The sequence below is a fragment of the Kineosporia sp. R_H_3 genome, from assembly GCF_002198675.1.
Taxonomy (GTDB): Bacteria; Actinomycetota; Actinomycetes; order Actinomycetales; family Kineosporiaceae; genus R-H-3.
The window spans coordinates 14,260-34,298 of sequence record NZ_MWLL01000214.1 but is presented as its reverse complement, the minus strand read 5'-3'; the positions used below and the strand labels follow the sequence as shown (position 1 = coordinate 34,298).

General features: G+C 72.7%; 17 protein-coding genes and 1 pseudogene. 7 read left to right on the top strand and 11 right to left on the bottom strand.

Annotation, left to right across the window (positions count from 1 at the left end; translation table 11 throughout):
* Positions 1 to 916: pseudogene (locus tag ECOMGDLI_RS34920) on the top strand (hypothetical protein); the annotation flags it as partial.
* A gap of 12 nt (positions 917 to 928) precedes the next feature.
* Here ECOMGDLI_RS34920 and ECOMGDLI_RS27060 read toward each other — a convergent pair.
* The 6 genes from ECOMGDLI_RS27060 to ECOMGDLI_RS34915 form a co-directional block, all read right to left on the bottom strand.
* The gene (locus tag ECOMGDLI_RS27060; protein ID WP_088289927.1) at positions 929 to 1,174 is read right to left on the bottom strand and encodes a DUF2630 family protein; all 246 of its coding nucleotides are present in this window, start codon (positions 1,172 to 1,174) and stop codon (positions 929 to 931) included.
* 193 nt (positions 1,175 to 1,367) lie between these two features.
* On the bottom strand, positions 1,368 to 2,783 hold the full coding sequence (purB, locus tag ECOMGDLI_RS27055) for an adenylosuccinate lyase (RefSeq protein ID WP_088319945.1): 1,416 nt from the start codon (positions 2,781 to 2,783) through the stop codon (positions 1,368 to 1,370).
* A 139-nt stretch (positions 2,784 to 2,922) separates the two neighbouring features.
* Positions 2,923 to 3,897 (bottom strand): TIGR03557 family F420-dependent LLM class oxidoreductase, encoded by a 975-nt coding sequence (locus ECOMGDLI_RS27050; protein WP_088319948.1) that lies wholly within the window; start codon positions 3,895 to 3,897, stop codon positions 2,923 to 2,925.
* A 68-nt stretch (positions 3,898 to 3,965) separates the two neighbouring features.
* On the bottom strand, positions 3,966 to 4,937 hold the full coding sequence (locus tag ECOMGDLI_RS27045; RefSeq protein ID WP_198955216.1) for a DMT family transporter: 972 nt from the start codon (positions 4,935 to 4,937) through the stop codon (positions 3,966 to 3,968).
* Positions 4,938 to 5,012: 75 nt separating this feature from the next.
* The gene (locus ECOMGDLI_RS27040) at positions 5,013 to 6,368 is read right to left on the bottom strand and encodes a serine protease (protein WP_158221173.1); all 1,356 of its coding nucleotides are present in this window, start codon (positions 6,366 to 6,368) and stop codon (positions 5,013 to 5,015) included.
* A complete protein-coding gene (locus tag ECOMGDLI_RS34915; protein ID WP_158221172.1) occupies positions 6,365 to 6,952 on the bottom strand; it encodes a hypothetical protein in 588 nt (195 codons plus the stop codon). Before ECOMGDLI_RS34915 ends, ECOMGDLI_RS27040 begins: the two co-directional genes overlap by 4 nt.
* Positions 6,953 to 7,245: 293 nt before the next feature.
* On the opposite strand from ECOMGDLI_RS34915, the gene ECOMGDLI_RS27035 reads away from it, so the two are divergent.
* From ECOMGDLI_RS27035 to ECOMGDLI_RS27020, 5 genes are all read left to right on the top strand, one after another.
* Positions 7,246 to 8,985: an ABC transporter substrate-binding protein gene (locus tag ECOMGDLI_RS27035; protein ID WP_088319942.1), complete on the top strand. Its 1,740-nt coding sequence runs from the start codon at positions 7,246 to 7,248 to the stop codon at positions 8,983 to 8,985.
* A 140-nt stretch (positions 8,986 to 9,125) separates the two neighbouring features.
* Positions 9,126 to 10,055 (top strand): ABC transporter permease, encoded by a 930-nt coding sequence (locus tag ECOMGDLI_RS35550; protein ID WP_369812796.1) that lies wholly within the window; start codon positions 9,126 to 9,128, stop codon positions 10,053 to 10,055.
* Entirely contained in the window at positions 10,056 to 11,024 is a 969-nt protein-coding gene (locus tag ECOMGDLI_RS35545; protein WP_198955214.1) for an ABC transporter permease, read from the top strand. It begins immediately after the preceding gene.
* Entirely contained in the window at positions 11,017 to 12,042 is a 1,026-nt protein-coding gene (locus ECOMGDLI_RS27025; protein ID WP_088319941.1) for an ABC transporter ATP-binding protein, read from the top strand. Before ECOMGDLI_RS35545 ends, ECOMGDLI_RS27025 begins: the two co-directional genes overlap by 8 nt.
* A gap of 5 nt (positions 12,043 to 12,047) precedes the next feature.
* Positions 12,048 to 13,022: a dipeptide ABC transporter ATP-binding protein gene (locus ECOMGDLI_RS27020; protein WP_088319947.1), complete on the top strand. Its 975-nt coding sequence runs from the start codon at positions 12,048 to 12,050 to the stop codon at positions 13,020 to 13,022.
* A 6-nt stretch (positions 13,023 to 13,028) separates the two neighbouring features.
* Here the strand turns inward: ECOMGDLI_RS27020 and ECOMGDLI_RS27015 are convergent, their stop codons facing one another.
* The 3 genes from ECOMGDLI_RS27015 to ECOMGDLI_RS27005 all read right to left on the bottom strand — a co-directional run bounded on the left by ECOMGDLI_RS27015 (position 13,029) and on the right by ECOMGDLI_RS27005 (position 17,468).
* On the bottom strand, positions 13,029 to 14,879 hold the full coding sequence (locus ECOMGDLI_RS27015; protein ID WP_088319940.1) for an ABC transporter ATP-binding protein: 1,851 nt from the start codon (positions 14,877 to 14,879) through the stop codon (positions 13,029 to 13,031).
* The gene (locus tag ECOMGDLI_RS27010; RefSeq protein ID WP_088319939.1) at positions 14,876 to 16,633 is read right to left on the bottom strand and encodes an ABC transporter ATP-binding protein; all 1,758 of its coding nucleotides are present in this window, start codon (positions 16,631 to 16,633) and stop codon (positions 14,876 to 14,878) included. Before ECOMGDLI_RS27010 ends, ECOMGDLI_RS27015 begins: the two co-directional genes overlap by 4 nt.
* Before the next feature lie 202 nt (positions 16,634 to 16,835).
* Positions 16,836 to 17,468 (bottom strand): lysoplasmalogenase, encoded by a 633-nt coding sequence (locus ECOMGDLI_RS27005; protein ID WP_088319938.1) that lies wholly within the window; start codon positions 17,466 to 17,468, stop codon positions 16,836 to 16,838.
* 66 nt (positions 17,469 to 17,534) lie between these two features.
* Here ECOMGDLI_RS27005 and ECOMGDLI_RS27000 point away from each other — a divergent pair, with 66 nt between their 5' ends.
* The gene (locus tag ECOMGDLI_RS27000) at positions 17,535 to 18,098 is read left to right on the top strand and encodes a DUF3592 domain-containing protein (protein WP_088319937.1); all 564 of its coding nucleotides are present in this window, start codon (positions 17,535 to 17,537) and stop codon (positions 18,096 to 18,098) included.
* A gap of 21 nt (positions 18,099 to 18,119) precedes the next feature.
* On the opposite strand, the gene ECOMGDLI_RS26995 is transcribed toward ECOMGDLI_RS27000, so the two are convergent.
* Both ECOMGDLI_RS26995 and ECOMGDLI_RS26990 read right to left on the bottom strand, forming a co-directional pair.
* The gene (locus ECOMGDLI_RS26995; protein WP_088319936.1) at positions 18,120 to 19,037 is read right to left on the bottom strand and encodes a proline iminopeptidase-family hydrolase; all 918 of its coding nucleotides are present in this window, start codon (positions 19,035 to 19,037) and stop codon (positions 18,120 to 18,122) included.
* A gap of 57 nt (positions 19,038 to 19,094) precedes the next feature.
* Positions 19,095 to 20,021 carry an acetamidase/formamidase family protein gene (locus tag ECOMGDLI_RS26990; RefSeq protein ID WP_088319935.1) on the bottom strand — a complete coding sequence of 309 codons (927 nt, stop codon included), beginning with the start codon at positions 20,019 to 20,021 and terminating at the stop codon, positions 19,095 to 19,097.
* Between the last annotated feature and the right edge of the window lie 18 nt (positions 20,022 to 20,039).

Here is a 20,039-nt window from a genome sequence, read left to right as displayed (position 1 = left end):
GCGTGGGCTCGTGGCCTGGGTGTCCGCGGCCGCTGCCGTCGCCGTCCTCGCGGTCGTCGTCGGCGTGCTGCTCGGGCGGCCCGGCGGGGACGTCGTCGTCGGGGCGCCGAGCGCATCACCGGTCGGCGTCACGGCGAGCGGTGCCGCACCGGTGACCACCCCGGCGTCGGCGCCGTCCGGCACGCCGCTCCCGTCGTCCGGCCCGTCGTCCGGCGCCTCCTCGGGCCCGTCGCGTTCCGCCTCGAAGCGCTCGACCGCCACCGGCACGACGGGCTCGAAGAAGAAGATCGCGGTCTCGGCCCCCGAGCCGACCCTGTCCCGTGCCGGGCGGACCGTCGACGTCATGGTCACCGTCCGGGTGGACGCACCGGCGACGTTCACGATGCTGCGGCTCATCGTCAAGGACTCGGCCGGCAACAGCGTGGGTGCCGTCGAGAGCAGGGACGGCGCGCGCGTCACGTCGTCCGTCACGCTCGCCGGGACCAAGACGATCCAGAAACCGGGCCGCTACTACGCCCTCGTCCGTTACGTGGTGCCCGGCGGCCCGATGGTCGACGGCCCGACGAACGGCTTCACGATCAGGCCGTTCGACGCCGACGGGGTCTGGACCGACGAACCCCGGGTCGCGGTGGGCGCCGACGGCACGGTGACGCTCAACGGGCGGGTCGAGGTCACGCGCAAGGTCCACTTCCGGGAGCTGCAGATCGCCGTCCGCGGCGCCGGCGACAGCCAGGTGGACGCGGACGGCAACCCGCTCGACGTGGCGTTCCACCACGACAACACGACGGTGTCCGTCGACAAGTACTTCCAGGGCCGGCGCAGCTACGCACCCGGCACCTACCTGGCGAACGTCGCCTACATGCTCGCCGACGGCACGTGGCACAACGGGCCACGGGTGTCCTTCACCGTCGGCTGAGCACGCGCGGAGCTACTGGACGTAGGCCTCCACCTGGAGCGACGGGCGCTGCTCGACGGTGTCCGGGTCGAGCCCGGCCGCCCGCATCGCCCGGCGTCGCCGCAGGGTGTCCCACATCTGGTCGAGGTTCGTCTCGAGCTGAGCGAGGCGCTTGACCTCGACCTCCTCGCTGACCTCCCCGCTGTCCCGCAGGGCACGGAGCTTGCGCTCCTCGGCGACGAGTCCCTGGATGCAGTCCAGGATCTCCCGGTCTTCCATGGCGGCCTCCTCGAGGTGCTGCCCTCGGCCTCGGCCAGGCCTCCCGCGCAGCCCGGTCCGTCGCCTCGACGCTAGGTGCGCCGGCTGCTCCGAACGGGGGTACGAGGTCCCTACCCTGACCGCGTCGCCGCAGGTCAGCGCGGGGTTGGCACCGAGGGTGAGCCGCTCGTCACATGAGGCCCGGCGGCGCAGGTCAGCGGTCGAGGTAGGTCACGAGATCGGCTGCGATCCCGGTGTACGTGCCCGGGGTGAGGTCGAGCAGGCGCTGCTGGACGTCGTCCGGCAGGCCGAGCCCGAGCACGAACTCGCGCATCGCGGCGGCGTCGACCCGGCGACCCCGGGTGAGCTCCTTGAGCCGCTCGTAGGGCTGGTCGAGGCCGTGCACGCGCATGACGGACTGCACCGCCTCGCCGAGCACCTCCCACGTCGCGTCGAGGTCGCGCGCGAGGGCCGCGGCGTCGACGTCGAGGCCGGCCAGGCCCTTGCGGGCGTTGTCGATCGCGAGCAGCGAGTGGCCGAACGCCGTCCCGACGTTGCGCTGCATCGAGGAGTCGGTGAGGTCGCGCTGCATCCGCGACGTGACGAGGGTCGAGGCGAGGACGTCGAGCAGGGCGTTGCTCACCTCGAGGTTCGCCTCGGCGTTCTCGAAGCGGATCGGGTTGACCTTGTGCGGCATCGTGCTGGAGCCGACGGTGCCCTGGCCGCGCACCTGGGCGAAGTAGCCGAGCGAGATGTACGTCCAGACGTCGGTCGCGAGGTTGTGCAGGATCCGGTTGAACCGCGCGACGTCGGCGTAGAGCTCGGCCTGCCAGTCGTGCGACTCGATCTGCGTCGTCAGCGGGTTCCACGTGAGGCCGAGCTGCTCGACGAAGGTCCTCGAGACCTGCGGCCAGTCGGTCGCGGGGGCGCCGGCGACGTGCGCGGAGAAGGTGCCCGTCGCGCCGTTGATCTTGCCGAGGTACTCGGCCCGCCCGATGCGGCGCAGCTGGCGGCGCAGCCGGTGCGCGAGGACGGCGAGCTCCTTGCCCAGCGTCGTCGGCGTCGCCGGCTGGCCGTGGGTGCGGGCGAGCATCGCGGCGCCGGCGTGCTCGCGGGCCATCGCCGCGACGTCGTCGACGAGGGCGGACGCCGCGGGCAGCCAGACCTGCTCGACGGCCCCCTTGACCATGAGCGCGTACGCGAGGTTGTTGACGTCCTCGCTCGTGCAGAACAGGTGGACGATCTCGCCGAGGTCGGCGAGAGACGTCCCCTCCATCCGCTTCTTGACGAAGTACTCGACGGCCTTGACGTCGTGCAGCGTGACGCGCTCGGTGGCCGCGATCTCGGCGACGGACGACGCGTCGAACGTCGCGACGACGGCGCGCAGCCGCGCCGTCTCGTCGTCCGTGAGCCGGCGCAGCCCCGGGACCGCACCCGTCTGCGTGAGGTGGATCAGCCACTCGACCTCGACCCGGACCCGCTCCCGGTTGAGCGCCGCCTCGGACAGGTGCTCCGCCAGCGGCGCGACCGCCGCCCGGTACCGGCCGTCGAGCGGGCCGAGCGGGGCGTCGAGGAGCGCGGGGGCGTCAGTCGGTCGGGCGTCCGTGGGTGTCGCAGTCACGTACTCCATGGTCCCACGGGTGAGGGGCGCGTCCGGACGCCGCCGCCAGCACGTCCTCTGGCGGATTCCGCACCCCAAGGCGCGCGTTTGGGGTCGTTGACCCGCCAGAGGACGGTGACGCGCGAGCTGATGACGCGCACCTGGTCTGTCAGCCGAAGGCCTCCGCCAGCGCCGGGAGGATCTCCTTGGTCGCGGCCTCGAGGAACGGGCCCTGGGCGTCGCCGCCGATCTGGACGAGCGCGACGTCCGTGTAACCGGCCTCGACGAACGGGCGGACGCCCTCGACGATCTTCTCGACGTCGTCGCCGCACGGGATCTGCTGCGCGACGTCCTCGGGGCGGACGAACTGCGAGGCGCCGGCGAACGCCGCCGTCCCGGGGAGCTCGGCGTTGACCTTCCAGCCGCCGGCGAACCAGCGGAACTGGTCGTGGGCGCGGGCCACGGCGGCGTCCGCGTCCGCGTCCCAGGAGACCGGCAGCTGGCCGACCTTGCGGGCGGTCCCGGAGCCGCGCGACTCGGCGTCCCACTGCGGGCCGAGCTCGGGGTCGGGCTCGGTCGAGATCATGACGTCGGCCTTCGGGGCGAAGGCGCGGACCGACTGCGGGCCGGAGACTGCGACGCCGATCGGCACGCGGTGCTCGGGGAGGTCCCAGAGCTTCGCGGAGTCCACGTGGAAGTGCTTGCCCTGGTACGTGACGTAGCCGCCGTCGAACAGCGCGTCGATGATGTCGAGCGCCTCGCCGAGCATGTCGTGCCGGACGTTGACCGGCGGCCAGCCGCCGCCGACGACGTGCTCGTTGAGGTTCTCGCCCGCGCCGAGCCCGAGCGTGAACCGCCCGTCGGAGAGCAGCCCGACCGTCGCGGCCTTCTGCGCGACGACCGCCGGGTGGTACCGGACCGTCGGGCAGGTCACGTACGTCATGAGCTCGAGCCGTTGCGTGGCCTGGGCGACCGCACCGAGGACGCTCCACGCGTACGGGGAGTGGCCCTGGCTGTCGAGCCACGGGAAGTAGTGGTCGCTCATGACGGCGAAGGGGAAGCCCGCCTCCTCGGCCTCCGCGGCGAAGCGGACGAGCTCGCGGGGTCCGGCCTGCTCGCACATGAGCGTGTATCCGATCTGCACCATATGCGCAGTGTCGGGCCGTGCCCTCGACCGAGCATCCGCGGATGGCCCGGGCGGTCGTGCACCGGTCAGGCCGCCAGCCCCTCCGCAGGCAGCGCCTGCGTCGGCTGCGGCGCCCGCGCCGACTCCGCGAGCACGATCCCGGCGAGGACGACGGCACCGCCGACGATCTGGACGGTGGTCAGGGTCTCGCCGATCGCGGCCCAGGCGACGAGGCCGGCGAGCGGCGGCTCGGCGGTCCCGACGAGACCGACCCGGGTGGCGCCGATCCGGGTCAGGGCGGTGAGCACGAGGGCGAACGGCGCGAGGGTGCCGAGGACGACGACCCAGCCGACGAGCATCCACGTCGGCACGAGGGGGCCGGTGCCGTTGCCCCGTAGCCCGACATCGACGCCGAGCTGGGCGAAGGGGTAGGTCCACCACGGCTGGAGCAGGGCCCAGAAGACGGCCGCCGCGGCGAAGCTCCAGGCCGCGAGCGACCAGGGGTCGCGCCGGGCGAGGCCGCGCTCCCCGAGCAGGTAGTACGCCGCCAGTGCCACCGCCGCGAGGCTCGCGGCGACGACGCCGACGGCGTCGAGCGTCAGCCCGGCCCACACCTGGGCGACGAGGGCGAGCCCGGCGAGGGTCAGCACCAGCGCCACCCAGATCCGGCCGCGGACCGGCTCCTTGCGGACGTAGCGCACCCACAGCGCGATGAGCAGGGGAGCCGTGAACTCGATGAGCAGGCTGATGCTCACCGGCATCCGGGTCATCGCCACGAGGTACAGCCACTGCACGAGGGCGAGCCCGACGACGCCGTAGACGCAGACGAAGCCGAGCTCGCGCCGTCCGATCCGCAGTGACCCGGGGCGCCGCCAGGAGGCGATGACCGCGAAGAGCAGTGCCGCGCCGAGGCAGCGGATCTCGACGAGCCGCAGCGACGAGAGCCCGGCGGCCATGACGAGCTTGCTCACGGTGCCGTTGACCGAGAACAGCGTCGCGGCGAGCAGGACGTACCCGACTCCGACCCACGAACGCGCCCGGTCATGGGACGAATTCACGGTCGGAGCGTAGGGCCTGGACATGCCGCAGGTCGCCGTCCGACCACGTGTCGGACGACGACCTGCGGTGCCGACCTACGGCTGCTGCGGCGGCGGGGGCGGGGGCATCGCGTCGTCGTCCGTGGGCGGCGGCGCGGTCTGCCAGGCCGGCGGCGCAGGAGGCTGCGGCTCCGCCGGCGCCGGTGGTGCCGCGTGCGGGACCACCGGGGGAGCCCACTGCCCGGGCGGCGTGCTGCCGTCCTGCGGCGGCGGCACCGGCGCGCCCTGCGGTGCGGCCTGCGGGGCGCCCTGCGGTGCCGGGTAGCCCGGCTGCGCCTGCGGGTAGCCCTGCTGCGGGTACCCCTGCTGCGGGTAGCCGGGCTGGCCGTAGCCCTGCTGCGGGTAGCCGCCCGGCTGCTGCGGCGCCCCCGGGTAGCCGGGCTGCTGGGGGTACCCCTGCTGCGGGTAGCCCTGCTGCGGGTACCCGGGCTGCTGGGGGTAGCCCTGCTGGTCCGGTGCGGGGTACCCGCCGGCCCCGGCGAACTGGTACTGCGGGACGGCGGCCGGGGCCGCCGCCTTCTTGCGCCCGCGGCGGCGCAGGAGCAGCAGGAGCAGGACGATGCCGAGGACGACGGCCAGCACGACGCCCGCGAGGAGCACCCAGATCCAGACGGGCTTCGGGGTCTCGTCCTTGCCCTGGTCGATCGCCGTCTGGCTGTCGGCGATGTACTGGTCGACGTAGGGGTGGCCGCCGTACAGGTTCTTGACCCGCTGGAAGAGCGGCATGGCGTTCTTGTAGTGCTTGTCGTAGAACTCGTCGAGCGCCTCGTCGTACGTCGCCGTCGACTGGCTCTCCTTGGGCGTGATGTTCTTCTGCTGCAGGGCCTCACGGACGACGGAGACCGGGATGACGAACTCCTGGTTCTCCAGTGCGACGCCCTTGCTGTCGACCGCCGAGGCGACGAGCACGCCGACGACGTGGCCCTGGTCGTCGAGCACCGGGCCGCCGGAGTTGCCCGGGCTCGCCGGCGCCTGGGTCTGGAAGACCGGCATCCCGGACTCGGCGCTCTTGATCGCCGTCAGCGGGCCGGTCGTCACCGTGGGCTGGACCTCGGAGTCCTTCGACAGCCCGCTGAGGAACGTCGAGGCCGCCGGGTAGCCCGCCACGTAGAGCGACTCGCCCTGCTGGACGTCGGTGTTCTGCCCGAGCGGCAGCGTCGGGAAGTTCGACTCGCCCTCGAGCTTGAGGATCGCGACGTCCTTGCCCGGGTACGGCTTGCCGACGCTGACGACCTCGGCGGGCTTGCCCTTGCGGCCCTTGCCGAAGCCCGCGACGGCGACACCGATCTCCGCGGAGACGCTCTTGGTGATCTTGCCGACCTTGAGGTACTTGGCGTTGAAGACCGCGACGGCCTTCGTGAGCTGCCGGATCTCGCTCGCCGTGAACTTCACCTCGTTGGTCTGGTTGCTCGCCGCGAGGTCCGCGCGGCGCGGGTGTTGAACTCGTCGAGGCCGGTGGCGGCGAACTCCGCGCGCAGCTCGGCGGCGTCGGGGGAGACGACGTGGGCGGCCGTCACGACGTAGCCGTCCGGCGTGACGACCCAGCCGGTGCCGACACCGGTGAGCTTGCCGTCCGCGCGGCTCAGCGCCTTCGTCGGCTTGAGGTACGTGAGCGGCGCCTTCTCGATCTCGTCGACCATCGCCTGGAGAAGGGCCTTCTCCGTGTAGTCGACGGTGCCGGTGAGGATCTGCCGCGTCAGCCGGTCGAGGAGCCGGTTGAAGGCCTTCTGGTCGAGCACCGGCTCGGGCACCGTCAGCTGCGCCTCGAAGTCGACCTGGATCAGCTGGACGCCCGGGTAGACCCGCGCGTTGAGCTCGGTGGGCGTCGGCTTCGCCTCGTCGGCGGCCCGTGCCGGTGCCACGGCGAGGGTCGCCGTGACCGTGCTGACGGCCAGTGCTGCGACCGCCGTCCTGAGTACCCGCCGTGCGGCGCCCGTGCGCCGTCCGACGTGCGACACGTGCCCCGTTCTGGACACGCGCCCTTCCTGGCCCGCAGACATCAGTCCTCCCCGAAGGATCATGTGAGCTCCGGAGCCTAGCGAGGTCCGGTGACAGGTTGTCCATGCTTGCCTGACGTGACGTCGGACGTCGCATTGCTCCCGATGGCTCCGGGCTCGTTCCCCGGCCCGGCCGCCCGTGAGGGCGTGAAGTCGTCGGATGACGTTACGACCAGGTATCTCTTCCCAGGAGTCCTTGTGCCGGGGGCAGCCGTGCCGCGACGCTACGACAGCGCTGTCGCCCCCATCGCGCCAAGCCTCCTGGAGCACCCATGCGCCTGTCCCGTCAGTCAGCAGCCCTCGCCGGATCGGTGGCCGCCGTCGCGCTCCTCGCGGCCTGCAGCGGTGGGTCGTCGACCCCCACCGCCTCCGGCACCGGTACCGGCAGCGGCACCTCCGCCGCGAGCGCTGGCACGGTCCGCCCGTTCGACCCCGCGCACAAGGGCGGCACGTTCCTCGCCCTCGCCAAGGCCGCCGGCGGCACCCTCGACCCGCAGGTGAACTACACCCTGCAGTACTGGCAGCTCTACCAGGCCACGTACGACGGGCTCGTCGCCTTCACGAAGGCGGACGGCGAGGCGTCCTTCACCGTCGTCCCGGACCTCGCCGAGTCGATCCCGACGCCGACGAACGACGGGAAGACGTACGTCTTCACGCTCCGCAAGGGGATCAAGTTCTCCGACGGCAAGGAGGTGACCGTCGACGACGTCGTCGCCTCCTTCCAGCGACTCTACAAGGTGAGCAGCCCGACGGCCGGCTCCTTCTACAGCGGCATCGTCGGCGCCGACGCGTGCATCAAGACACCGAAGACCTGCACCCTCGAGGGCGGTGTCGTCGGGGACGCCGCGGCCGGCACGGTGACGATCAACCTCAAGGCGCCGGACGCCGAGATCCTCTACAAGCTCGCCGTCCCGCACGCGTCCGTGCTGCCGAAGGACGCCCCCGCCGAGGACGCCGGCACCAAGCCGATCGCCGGCACCGGCGCCTACATGTTCGAGTCGTACGACCCGAACAAGGCGCTCGTCCTCAAGCGGAACCCGAACTTCACCGAGTGGAACCGCGCCGCGCAGCCGGAGGGCTACCCGGACCAGATCACCATGCAGTTCGGCCAGACCGTCGAGGCCGCCGTCACCGCCGTCCAGAACGGGCAGGCGGACTGGGTCTTCGACGACATCCCGGCCGACCGGCTCGGCGAGATCGGCACCACCTACGCCGACCAGGCGCACGTCAACGCGCTGACCGCCTACTGGTACCTGCCGATGAACGTCAACATCCCGCCGTTCGACAACCTCAAGGCGCGCCAGGCCGTCAACTACGCGGTCGACCGCGCGGCGATCGTCAAGCTCTTCGGCGGATCGAACCTCGCCGCACCGGTCTGCACGATCCTGCCGCCGGGCTTCCCGGGGCACGTCGACGACTGCCAGTACTCCAAGCCGGCCGGCGCCACGTGGACCGCGCCCGACCTGGAGAAGGCGAAGCAGCTCGTCCAGGAGTCCGGGACGGCGGGCCAGGAGGTCCAGGTCATCGTCCAGGACGACGAGGTGAACAAGGCGATCGGCGAGAACGTCGCGAGCACGCTGACCCAGATCGGCTACAAGGCGACCGCCAAGCCGATCTCGGGGAACATCCAGTTCACCTACATCCAGAACACGAAGAACAAGGTCCAGATCAGCCTGTCGCAGTGGTACCAGGACTACCCGGCGGCCTCGGACTTCCTCAACGTGCTCCTCGGCTGCGCGTCGTTCGTGCCGGAGTCGGACTCCTCCATCAACATCGCGGGCTACTGCAACAAGGACGTCCAGGCGCAGATGGACAAGGCACTCGCGCTCGGCGTCACCGACCAGAAGGCGGCCGACGAGATCTGGGCGCAGGTCGACAAGGCCGTCATGACCGACTCGCCGCAGGCCCCGCTCATCACTCCGAAGAAGATCGACTTCCTCGGCAAGCGGGTCGGCAACTACCAGTTCAGCAAGCAGTTCTACATGCTGGTCAGCCAGCTGTGGGTCCAGTGACCGACGGCCCCACGCACGCACCCGTTGCCCGGCCGGAGGCGCCCTCGGCGTCCCCGGCCGGGCAACCGGCGTCCGGGCCCGTGCCGGCGACGGGCCCCTGGCGGACGGCGCTGCGGCACCTGCGGCGCGACCGCGTCGCCATGGGCTCGGCCGTCGTCCTGCTCCTCGTCGTCGCCGCCTGCCTGCTCGCCCCGGTCTACGAGAAGAGCATCGCGGGCACCGACGCCTTCACGAGCAACGTCAACGGCACGACGGTCGTCGACGGGCAGGAGGTGCCCGTCATGCAGGCCGAGGCCGGCGGCCTCGGGCTCGGCGTCACCCCGATCGGCCCGACCGGCGACCCGGCGCACTACCTGCTCGGCGCGGACCCGCAGGGCCGGGACGTCGCCGCCCGGCTGCTCTACGGCGGCCGCAACTCCCTGTTCATCGGCGCCGTCTCGGCGCTGCTGTGCTGCGCCCTCGCCGTGCTCGTCGGGGTGTCCGCGGGCTACTTCGGCGGGGTCGTCGACGGGGTGCTCTCGCGCGTGCTCGACGTGCTGTGGGCGTTCCCGGTGTACCTGCTCGCGATCTGCCTCTCGGTGGTGCTGCTGACGAGCGGTGTGACGCTCGGGCCGGTGACGATCGACGCGGGCAGCCTCGCGCTGCCGGTCTTCATCATCGGGCTGATCTACGTGCCGTACGTCGCCCGGCCGCTGCGCGGGCAGGTGATGTCGTTGCGGGAGAAGGAGTTCATCCAGTCCTCGGTGGGTGCGGGCGCGTCGGACCTGCGGATCCTCGTGCGCGAGGTGCTGCCCAACGTGCTCCCGACCGTCATCGTCTTCCTGCCGCTCATGACGAGCATCAACATGCTCACCGAGTCGGCGCTGTCGTTCCTGTCCATCGGTGTCCAGCCGCCGGACGCGTCCTGGGGCACGATCATCAACGACGGCCTCGGGCTGCTCTACACCCGGCCGGCCGTCGCCATCGCGCCGGGCGCGGCCATCGCGGTCACCGCGGTCGCGCTCAACCTGCTCGGCGACGGCGTCCGGGACGCGCTCGACCCGAAGGCCAAGCTGCGGGGGGCCGTCTAGATGGGCCGGTTCGCGCTGCGCCGCCTGGCGTCCATGGTGTTCGTGCTGTTCTCGATCAGCGTCCTGGTGTTCCTCATCTTCTTCGCGACCCCGGGTGCGGACCCGGCCGCACGGATCGCCGGCCGCAACGCGAGCCAGGAGACGCTCGCCCAGGTGCGGGCGTCCTTCGGTCTCGACCGGCCGATCTGGGTGCAGTACGTCCTCATGATGAAGCGGCTGTTCGTCGACCGGGACCTCACGTCGTTCGTCAACCGCGGCGCCGAGGTGCTCCCGCAGGTGACGCAGGCGATCCCCGTGACGCTGTCGCTCGTCATCGGCTCGGCGGTCATCTGGATGACCGTCGGCATCCTCATGGGTGCGCTGTCCGCGCGCTACCGGGGCACCTGGGTCGACCCGGTCATCATGCTGCTCGGCGTCGTCGGGGTCTCGCTGCCGGTGTACTGGGTCGGCGAGGTGGTCAACCTCGTGACCCAGAACCGGTTGCACGAGAGCGTGTTCAGCTGGGTCCCGCCGCTCGGGTACGCGCCGCTCTCGGACGGCGTCGGGCAGTGGGCGCTGCACCTGCTCTTCCCGTGGCTCACCCTCGCCGTGCTCTACGCCGGCATCTACGCCCGCGTGCTCCGCGGCGAGATGGTCACCGCACTCGGCGAGGACTTCGTCCGGACGGCGCGTGCCAAGGGGGTCAGCGAGCGGCGGATCCTCGTCCGGCACGCGCTGCGCACGAGCCTCATCCCGGTCGTCAGCCTCTTCGGGCTCGACTTCGGCGCCCTCGTCGGCGGCTCCGCACTGCTCACCGAGGTCGTCTTCGGGCTGCAGGGCGTCGGCAAGCTCACCTACAACGCCCTGCAGAACTTCGACCTCCCGGTCATCCTGGCCACCGTCATCTACGCCGCGTTCTTCGTCGTCCTCGCCAACGCGATCGTCGACCTCCTCTACGCGTGGCTCGACCCGAGGGTGCGTCATGCCTGAGCCGCTGCTCGAGGTCCGCGACCTGCGCGTGCGGTTCCGCACCCGGCAGGGGCTCGTCACCGCCGTCGACGGCGTCTCGTTCTCCGTCGGGCCCGGTCAGGTGCTCGGCATCGTCGGGGAGTCCGGGTCGGGCAAGTCCGTGACGTGCCTGGCGGTCATGCGGCTGCTCACCGACCCGAACGTGACGATCGAGGGCGAGGTCGCCTTCCGCGGCCGCGACCTGCTCGGTCTGTCGGACGGCGAGATGCGCGCCGTCCGCGGCCGGGAGATCGCGATGATCTTCCAGGACCCGATGACCGCCCTCACGCCGGTCTACACCGCGGGCTGGCACATCGCCGAGGCGATCCAGGCCCACGAGAAGGTGTCGAAGAAGGCGGCCCGGGCCCGGGCCGTCGACCTGCTCCGCGAGGTGGGCATCCCCAACCCCGAGTCGCGCGTCGACGCCTACCCGCACCAGTTCTCCGGCGGCATGCGGCAGCGCGTCGTCATCGCGATGGCGCTGGCGTGCAACCCGGCGCTGCTCATCGCCGACGAGCCGACGACGGCGCTCGACGTGACGATCCAGGCCCAGATCCTCCAGCTCATGGAGCGGCTGCGCCGTGACCACGGGTCGTCCGTCGTGCTCATCACCCACGACATGGGCGTCGTCTCGCAGGTCTCCGACCGGGTGCTCGTGCTCTACGGCGGCCGGGTCGCCGAGGTCGGCGCCCGGTCCGACGTCTTCGGCCGCCCGCAGCACCCGTACACGTGGGGGCTGCTCGGCTCGATCCCGCGCACCGACCGGCCGCGGACCAGACGTCTCGCAGCGATCCCGGGGGCGCCGATCTCGCCGCTCGCGGCGCCGCCCGGGTGCCGCTTCTCGCCGCGCTGCCGGTTCGCGCATGCCGCGTGCGGCGAGCAGCCGCCGCTCGTGCCGCGGGCCGGGTCCGACCACGCCGACGCCTGCTGGCTCGACCCGGAAGGGCGCGCCGACCTGCGGTCCTCCGCCGACACCGCCGCCGAGGAGGCCCGCTCGTGAGCGACGTGCTGCTCTCGGCCAAGGACGTCGTCAAGCACTTCCCGGTGCGGACCGGGATCGGCGCCGCGCGCCAGGTCGTCACGGCGGTGGACGGCGTCTCGCTCGACGTCCGCACGGGCGAGACGCTCGGGCTGGTCGGGGAGTCCGGCTGCGGCAAGTCCACGCTCGGCCGCTGCCTCGTCCGGCTCACCGACCTCACGTCGGGCAGCGTCGAGTTCGACGGCACCGACATCACGCACCTGTCCCGGCGCCGGCTGCGGCCGTACCGCAAGGGCCTGCAGATGGTCTTCCAGGACCCGTACGCCTCGCTCAACCCGCGCCGGCGCGCCGCCGCGATCGTCGAGGAGCCGATGCGGATCCACCGGACCGGCGACGACGCGACGATCCGGCGCCGGGCCCGCGAGCTGCTCGAGGTCGTCGGCTTCGACAGCGCGCTCTTCGAGCGCTACCCGCACGAGTTCTCCGGCGGCCAGCGGCAGCGGATCGGGATCGCCCGGGCGCTCGCCCTCGACCCGAAGATCATCGTCGCCGACGAGCCGGTCTCGGCGCTCGACGTCTCGATCCAGGCCCAGGTGCTCAACCTCCTCGAGGACCTCCAGGAGGAGTTCGGGCTCACGTACGTCTTCATCGCGCACGACCTCGGCGTCGTCCGGCACGTCTCGGACCGGATCGGCGTCATGTACCTCGGCGAGCTCGTCGAGCTCGGCGGGGCCGAGGCGGTCTTCGCGGCACCGCTGCACCCGTACACGCAGGCGCTGCTGTCCGCCGTCCCGGAGATCGACGACGGCTCCGGCCGGGCGCAGCGGGAGCGGATCGTGCTCTCCGGCGACGTCCCGAGCCCGATCGACAAGCCGCCGGGCTGCCCGTTCGCGCCGCGCTGCACCTTCGCGACCGACGTCTGCCGCACCGAGCGCCCGCCGCTCGTCGAGCTGGCGCCCGGCCGCAACGTCGCCTGCCACCACCCGTTGGCCGTCGCCTGAGGAGGTCTAGGCGGCGCCCGTGCGGTGCAGCGACTGCCGCCACGCGTGGTGCAGCCGCGCGTAGGGGCCGGTGCCGGCAGCGAGCTCGTGCGGCGGGCCGTCCTCGACGACGCGGCCGTCGGAGAGCACGAGCACCCGGTCGGCGATCTCCACGGTCGAGAGCCGGTGGGCGATGATGAGCGCCGTCCGGTCGGCGAGGATCGTCCGCAGCGCCGACTGCACGAGCCGCTCGTGCGGGATGTCGAGGGACGACGTCGCCTCGTCGAGCACGAGCACCGCCGGGTCGGCGAGGAACGCCCGGGCGAACGACACGAGCTGGCGCTGGCCCGCGGAGAGGCGCCCGCCGCGCTTGCGGACGTCGGTGTCGTAGCCCTCGGGCAGCGCCGCGATGAACTCGTGGGCCCCGATCCGGCGGGCCGCCTCCTCGATGTCGCCGCGGCTCGCACCAGGCCGGCCGAACGCGATGTTGTCCGCGACGGAGCCGGAGAACAGGAAGCTCTCCTGCGTCACCGTGACGACGGCCCGGTGCAGGTCGTGCTCCTCGACCTCGCGCAGGTCGACGCCGTCGAGGAGCACCCGGCCCTCGACCGGGTCGTAGAACCGGCCGAGCAGCCGGGCGATCGTCGTCTTGCCCGCGCCGGTCGCCCCGACGAGCGCGACGGTCTGCCCCGCCGGCACGTGGAGGTCGAGGCCGGGGAGCACGACCTTCTCCTTGTAGCCGAAGCTCACGGCGTCGAACCGGACGGCGCCCCGCGGCGCGGGCAGCGCGCGCGGCCGCTCGGCGTCCGGCACCGAGGGGGCCTCCTCGAGGACGCCGCTCAGCTTCTCGAGCGCCGCCGTCGCCGACTGCAGCGCGTTGAAGAACTGGGCGAGGTCCTGGAGCGGGTCGAAGAAGCGGCGCAGGTAGAGCAGGAACGCCGTGAGGACGCCGACCCCGAGCTCGCCGTCGAGCACCCGGGTGCCGCCGTAGAAGAGGATGAGCGCGATCGTCACGTTGGAGATGAGCTTCATCCCGGGGCCGTAGACCGCCATGAGCGAGAACGACTTCTGGCTCGCGGCCCGGTACCGCTCGTTGAGCGCCGCGAAGATCTCCTCGTTGCGCGGCTCGCGGCGGAACGCCTGGACGGCCCGGATCCCGGTGAGGGTCTCGACGATCTGGACGATGACCATCGCGACCGCCTCGCGGGTCGTGCGGTACGCCGTCGCCGACTCCCGACGGAACCACAGGGTGAGCGCGAAGAGCGGCACGAACGACGCGAGCCCGACGATGGCGAGCGGCACGTCGAGCAGCAGCATCGTCACGCCGATCCCGACGATCGACAGCAGCGCCCGGACGACGGCGTCCACGCCGCCGTCGAGGAACTCCGAGATCGCGTCGACGTCGGAGGTCTGCCGCGAGATGACCCGCCCCGAGGTGTAGTCCTCGTGGAACGCCATCGACAGCCGCTGGAAGTGCTCGAAGACCCGGGTCCGCAGGTCGAGGACGACGTCCTGCCCGATCCGCCCGGTGAGGAGCATGAAGGTGCGCTGGGTGAGCACCTGCAGGCCGGTCGCGACGGCGAACGCGACACCGACGACCGCCAGCGTGCCGCCGCCCTCGCCGCGCAGCAGCGGCGGGATGCCCCGGTCGATGCCGGCCCCGATGAGGTACGGGCCCGCGAGCGAGGCGAGGTTCTGCACGACGACGAGCCCGAGGACGACCCAGAGCGTGCGCCGGTGCGGGGCGAGCAGGCTGCCGAGGAGCCGGCGGCTGCGGCCGCGGAGCAGGCCGGCGACCGTCGAGGAGACGTTCTCGGTGTGCTCGGCGGCGACGCCGCGCCAGTCGGCTCCGCTCGGTGCCTTCGTGGGGGCGCTCATCGCCGCACCTCCTCGCGCCGGGACTGACCGGGGACGACGACCGTCGCCGGGTCGCCCATGACCTCGGCGTAGGCGTGGTTCGTCGCCATGAGGTCGGCGTGCGTGCCGACCGCCTCGACGGTGCCGTCGCGCAGGAACGCGACCCGGTCGGCGAGCGCGACCGTCGAGGGCCGGTGGACGACGACGACCGCGGTCGTCGCGGCGAGCACCCGGCGCAGCGCCTCCTCGACGAGCGCCTCGGTCTCGACGTCGAGCGCCGAGAGCGGGTCGTCGAGCACGAGGACGCGCGGGCGGCCGAGCACGGCGCGGGCCAGCGCGAGCCGCTGCCGCTGCCCGCCGGACAGCGACATCCCCTGCTCGCCGACCCGGGTGTCGAGCCCCCAGGGCAGGTCGTGGGCGAAGCGCGCCTGGGCGAGGTCGAGGGCGGCCTCGACGTCGGCGTCGGTGGCGTCCGGGCGGCCGAGGGTGACGTTCTCCCGGACGCTCGCGGAGAACAGGATCGGCTCCTCGAACGCGGTCGCGACGACGGTGCGCAGGTCGGGCAGGGCGACGTCGCGGACGTCGTGCCCGTCGATCGTCACCCGGCCGCGCGTCGCGTCCGCGAGCCGGGGCAGGAGCATCGCGAGCGTCGTCTTGCCCGAACCGCTCGTGCCGACGAGGGCGAGGGTCTCACCGGGCTCGAGCTCGAGGTCGATGTCGTGCAGGACGTCGCGGTCGGACCCGGGGAACCGGTAGCCGACGCCCTCGAAGCGCACCCGCCCGACCGGCGGGCCGCCGTCCGGGCCGGTGAGCGGGACCGGCACCGCCGGGCTCGCGATCTCGGGCTCGGTGTCGAGCACCTCGAAGACCCGCTGGGCCGCCGTCCCGGCCTCCTGGGCCGAGGCGAGGATGAAGCCCAGGGCCTCGACCGGCCAGACGAGCTGCAGCGCGAGGGTGATGAAGGCGACGAGGTCGCCGAGGCTGATCCGGCCGCTCCCGACGGCCAGCGCCCCGAGCACGAGGACGACGCCGAGGGTCGCGTTCGGGATGACGTCGAGCACCGAGGCGAAGCCGGCCCGGATCCGGACCTTCTCCAGCTGGGTGCCACGGACCTCGGTGCTGTCCGCCGTGTACTGGTCCACGATGTGCCGGCGGCGGCCGAATGCCTTGACGACGCGGATCCCCTGGGCGGCCTCCTCGACCCGCGAGGCGAGGTCGCCGGTCTGGTCCTGCACCCGGCGGGACACCCCGGAGAACTGGTGGTGGAAGCGCGCGCAGAGGAACCCGATCGGCACGAGCGAGGCGGTGACGACGAGCCCCAGGAACACGTCGATCCGCACGAGCAGCGTGCAGATCGCGGCGAAGGTCGCGACGTTCGCGACGAGGAAGATCAGCCCGAAGCCGAAGAACCGGCGGACGGCGGACAGGTCGCTCGTGAGCCGGGACAGCAGCTGGCCGGAGAGCCACCGGTCGTGGAACGCGGGTGGCAGCGACTGCAGGTGCCGGTAGAGCACGTCCCGGATGTCGCGCTCCATGCCGAGCGTCGACGTGCCCTGGATCCAGCGGCGGGTGAAGTTCAGCGACGCCTCGACGACGCCGAGGACGAGCGCGAGCGCGGCCAGCGGCAGCAGCGCGGAGCGGTCGCCGTGGGTCACGGGCCCGTCGACGATGCGACGGATGACGAGCGGGATCGAGATGGCGGCGGCGACGGCGAGCAGGGCGGTCGCGAGCATGACGAGCATCTGACCGGCGTAAGGGCGGGCGTACAGGCGCATACGCCACAGCGAGGCGAGAGGCCCGGCTGCGGCGGGAGATGAAGGAGGCATCTCTTCGACCGTAACCCGGGACACCGACGGTTCAAACCGGAAATTTGTCGTCTGCGTACGAATGACACCCGCCACGCGTGCCTGCGCGCGATGCCCACGGGTCGAGTCGTCCGGACGACGTCCTGCGCCCGGGTGGTCCGCGGCCCCCGGGTCAGTCGCGCGCGAGCAGCGCCTGCGCCGCGGTGTACGTGCCCATCACCCAGGCGTCCTGGGCGGGCAGCCGGACGCCGCCGAACCGGTCGAGCGCGATGAGCCCGTCGGAGGCCATGAAGAGCGCGCCGCCGGCGGCGGTGAGCGGGTCGCCGGTGTCGGCGGCGGCGAGCGCCATCGAGGTGAGCGCGGCGCTGTAGGCGGCGAGCGGGAGCCGGTCCTTGCCGGCGCGGCGCCAGAGGTAGGCGTTGAGGCCGACGGCTGCGACGACGTACGGGACGGCGACCGCCGGGCGCCGGGCGAGCAGGCCGCCGCCGCGCCCGTGCAGGGCACGGACCCAGGCGACCTGGCCGGCGAGGAAGGCGCCGAGCCCGGCGGTGAACGCGGCGTCCGACGAGCCGAGGAGGGCGACGTCACCGGCACCGGACAGCGCGAGTGCCCGTCGCGTGGGGGCGCTGCGGCCGACCATGAGCGCCGGCATGAGCAGCGGCTTGGTCACCTTCCGGGCGCGGGCCGCGCCCGGCGACGCGGACGCGGACAGCAGGACGTCCGCGACGGCGAGGGCGCCGTAGGCGAGCCGGGCGGCCCGGACCAGGCTCCGACGACGACCGGGGTGCGCGGACGGGGAGGACACCCGGCCGACCCTAGCGGCGCCCGGTGGGGCTGGTCGCACGCGGCGCCGGCGGCCTATCGTGATCACGTGGACGCTCCGGGGGCGGCGCCGGGCCGGCGGCCCCTGCGGGTGCGGTTCTGGCTCGTCCTGCTCGTGCTCCTCGCGGTGCTCTCGGCCCCGATCTGGCTGCCCGGTGCGGCCGGGGCAGCGACCTGGCTCGTCGTCCTGCTCTTCTGCGCGGCGGCCGCGTACGTCCTGCGGCAGGTGATCGTGGCGGCGCTGGGCGGGGCGCGCGACGAGCTGATCCTCACGGCGAGGGGCCGGACCACGACCGGGGCCCTGAGCCGCCTCGTCCGGGTCGAGGACGAGCACGACGGGGGCGTCCAGCGCTGGGAGGCCACCTTCCGCGACCACACCGGCCGGCAGCACGTCGTGAGGCTGCTGCGCTTCGGCCGCGCGGCTCAGGCGTCGCCGGTCGGCACGCCCGTCCGCGTCCGCTTCGACCCGCAGCACCCGGAGCGGGCCGACGCGGACGTGTCCCCGGTGTGGCGCATCACGAACGTCCTCGTGGGTCTCGCGACGGCGGCCGGGCTTCTGGGTCTCGTCGGCCGGGCCGTCGTCACCGGCGTCCGGGCACTGCTCGACGGCTGAGGAGCCGCGCGAGGGCGCGGCTCAGAGCCGGTCGTGCTCGCCGAGGAAGCGGCTCACGACCTCCTTGAACTTCGCGGGCTCCTCGACGTGCGGCATGTGGCTGGAGTACGCGAAGAGCTCCCAGCGCGAGCCGGGGATCCGGTCGTGGATCTCGCCGACGATCCGTGGGGTGGCCTCGTCGTGGGCGCCGGAGACGAGCAGCGTGGGGACGTCGACCTCGGTGAGCCGCTCGGTGATGTCCCAGGTCTTCAGGGTGCCGATGCAGTGGAACTCGCTCGGGCCGTTCATCGTGAAGTAGACCGTCGGGTCGTCGCCGATCTGGGCGAAGGAGTCCTTGACGCACTGCGGCTGCGGCACCCGGCAGACGTGCTTGTCGTAGAAGACGTTCATCGCCTCCTCGTACTCGGCGGTGTCCGTCGTGCCGGCGTCCTCGTGCTTCTTGAGCGTCTCGTCGACGCCCGGCGGCAGGGCCGCGCGAAGGGTGTTCGCCTCCTCGACCCACAGCCGCATGGACGACGGAGAGTCGGCGACGACGAGCGCCCGCAGCCCGGCGGGGTGGTCGAGGGCGTGCTCCATGCCGAGCATGCCGCCCCACGACTGGCCGATGACCATGTAGCGGTCGGCGATGCCGAGGTGCGTGGTGATCGCGGCGATCTCGTCCTTGAAGAGCTGCGGCGTCCAGAACCCGACCGGGGCGTCGGGGAGGTGCTGCGACTTCCCGCAGCCGACCTGGTCGTAGAGCACGCACGCGCGGCCGGTCTGGGCGACGAGGTCGGCGATCGGCTCGACGTAGTTCGACGCCGCCCCCGGTCCGCCGTGGAGGATGACGAGCGGGGTCAGGGCGGCGGCCGGGTCGAGGTCGCCGTACACGCGGTACCAGGTCTCGACGTCCCGGTCGTCGGTCGTCCAGGTGAGGCGGCCCTCGGTGGTGGTCGTCATCGTGGCGTCGATCTCCTGTCGGGAGGCGTTGCGGGGGCAGAGACTTTCGTCAGCAGGTCAGCGCGGGCGGAACGGCAGCGGGCAGGCGTCGACGCGGGGCACCTTGACCTTGGCGATGACCGTGCCGGGGCACGGGTGCACGGCCTGCGCGATGCCCGCGTCGCACGCGACGGAGAGGAACACGAACGCGTCCTCGACGCTGAAGCCCCACTCGTCGACGAGCAGCCGCCCGGCCTCCTGGCAGGCCGCGTCGACGGCAGCGGTGAGGTCCTCGACCGCGGTGCCGTGGGTGACCCAGTGCGTCGGGGTCACCGTGACCGGCCAGTGCGCCTGCACGCCGCGGAGCACGTCGACGCGCACGAGCACCGTGCCGTCGATCTCGACGCCGGTGCCGCTCACCTCGCCGTCGCCCATCGCGGCGTGCATGTCGCCGATCGCGAGCATCGCCCCCGGCTGCCGGACGGGCAGCAGCACGCTCGACCCGGCGGCGTTGAGGTTGTCGTCGAGGTTGCCGCCGTGCGGGCCGGCGTCGAGGGTCGGGGCGACCTCGCCACCGGTCGCGACCCCGATGACGCCGACCATCGGCCGGGCCGGGAACGTCACGTGGTCGCCCAGCCGCACGGTGCCGCCCTCGACCGTGAGGATCCGGGTCGTCGGCTTCTCGAGGAGGTGCCCGAGCTGGCCGCGGCCCGGCATGAGTGTCGCGGCCCCCTGCGGACCGGTCGTGATCTCGAGCAGGTCGACGACGAGGGTGTCACCGGGCATCGCCCCGCGGACCGCGACCGGCCCGGTCGCGGCGTTGATCAGCGCGTCGTCGAGGGTGTCGGGGGTGTCGGCCTCGCTGCGGACCTGACCGAAGTAGCAGTCGTTGAGGTCGAGCCGGACGACGGACCCGGGGTCGACCTCGAGCACCGGCCGCAGGTCCGGCCCGAAGGCGAAGACGTGCTGCTCGCGCCCGACCCGGGCGACGGTCTCGTTCGTCACGGCGCTCATCCTGACGCA

Bases quoted from the DNA above. Each gene is read 5' to 3' on its own strand.
- ECOMGDLI_RS27060 (WP_088289927.1), bottom strand. From the start codon at position 1,174: ATGGAAGACCGGGAGATCCTGGACTGCATCCAGGGACTCGTCGCCGAG.
- ECOMGDLI_RS27035 (WP_088319942.1), top strand. From the start codon at position 7,246: ATGCGCCTGTCCCGTCAGTCAGCAGCCCTCGCCGGATCGGTGGCCGCC.
- ECOMGDLI_RS27015 (WP_088319940.1), bottom strand. From the start codon at position 14,879: ATGAGCGCCCCCACGAAGGCACCGAGCGGAGCCGACTGGCGCGGCGTC.
- ECOMGDLI_RS27010 (WP_088319939.1), bottom strand. From the start codon at position 16,633: ATGCGCCTGTACGCCCGCCCTTACGCCGGTCAGATGCTCGTCATGCTC.
- ECOMGDLI_RS26995 (WP_088319936.1), bottom strand. From the start codon at position 19,037: ATGACGACCACCACCGAGGGCCGCCTCACCTGGACGACCGACGACCGG.
- ECOMGDLI_RS35545 (WP_198955214.1), top strand. From the start codon at position 10,056: ATGGGCCGGTTCGCGCTGCGCCGCCTGGCGTCCATGGTGTTCGTGCTG.
- ECOMGDLI_RS35550 (WP_369812796.1), top strand. From the start codon at position 9,126: ATGGGCTCGGCCGTCGTCCTGCTCCTCGTCGTCGCCGCCTGCCTGCTC.
- ECOMGDLI_RS27025 (WP_088319941.1), top strand. From the start codon at position 11,017: ATGCCTGAGCCGCTGCTCGAGGTCCGCGACCTGCGCGTGCGGTTCCGC.
- purB (WP_088319945.1), bottom strand. From the start codon at position 2,783: ATGGAGTACGTGACTGCGACACCCACGGACGCCCGACCGACTGACGCC.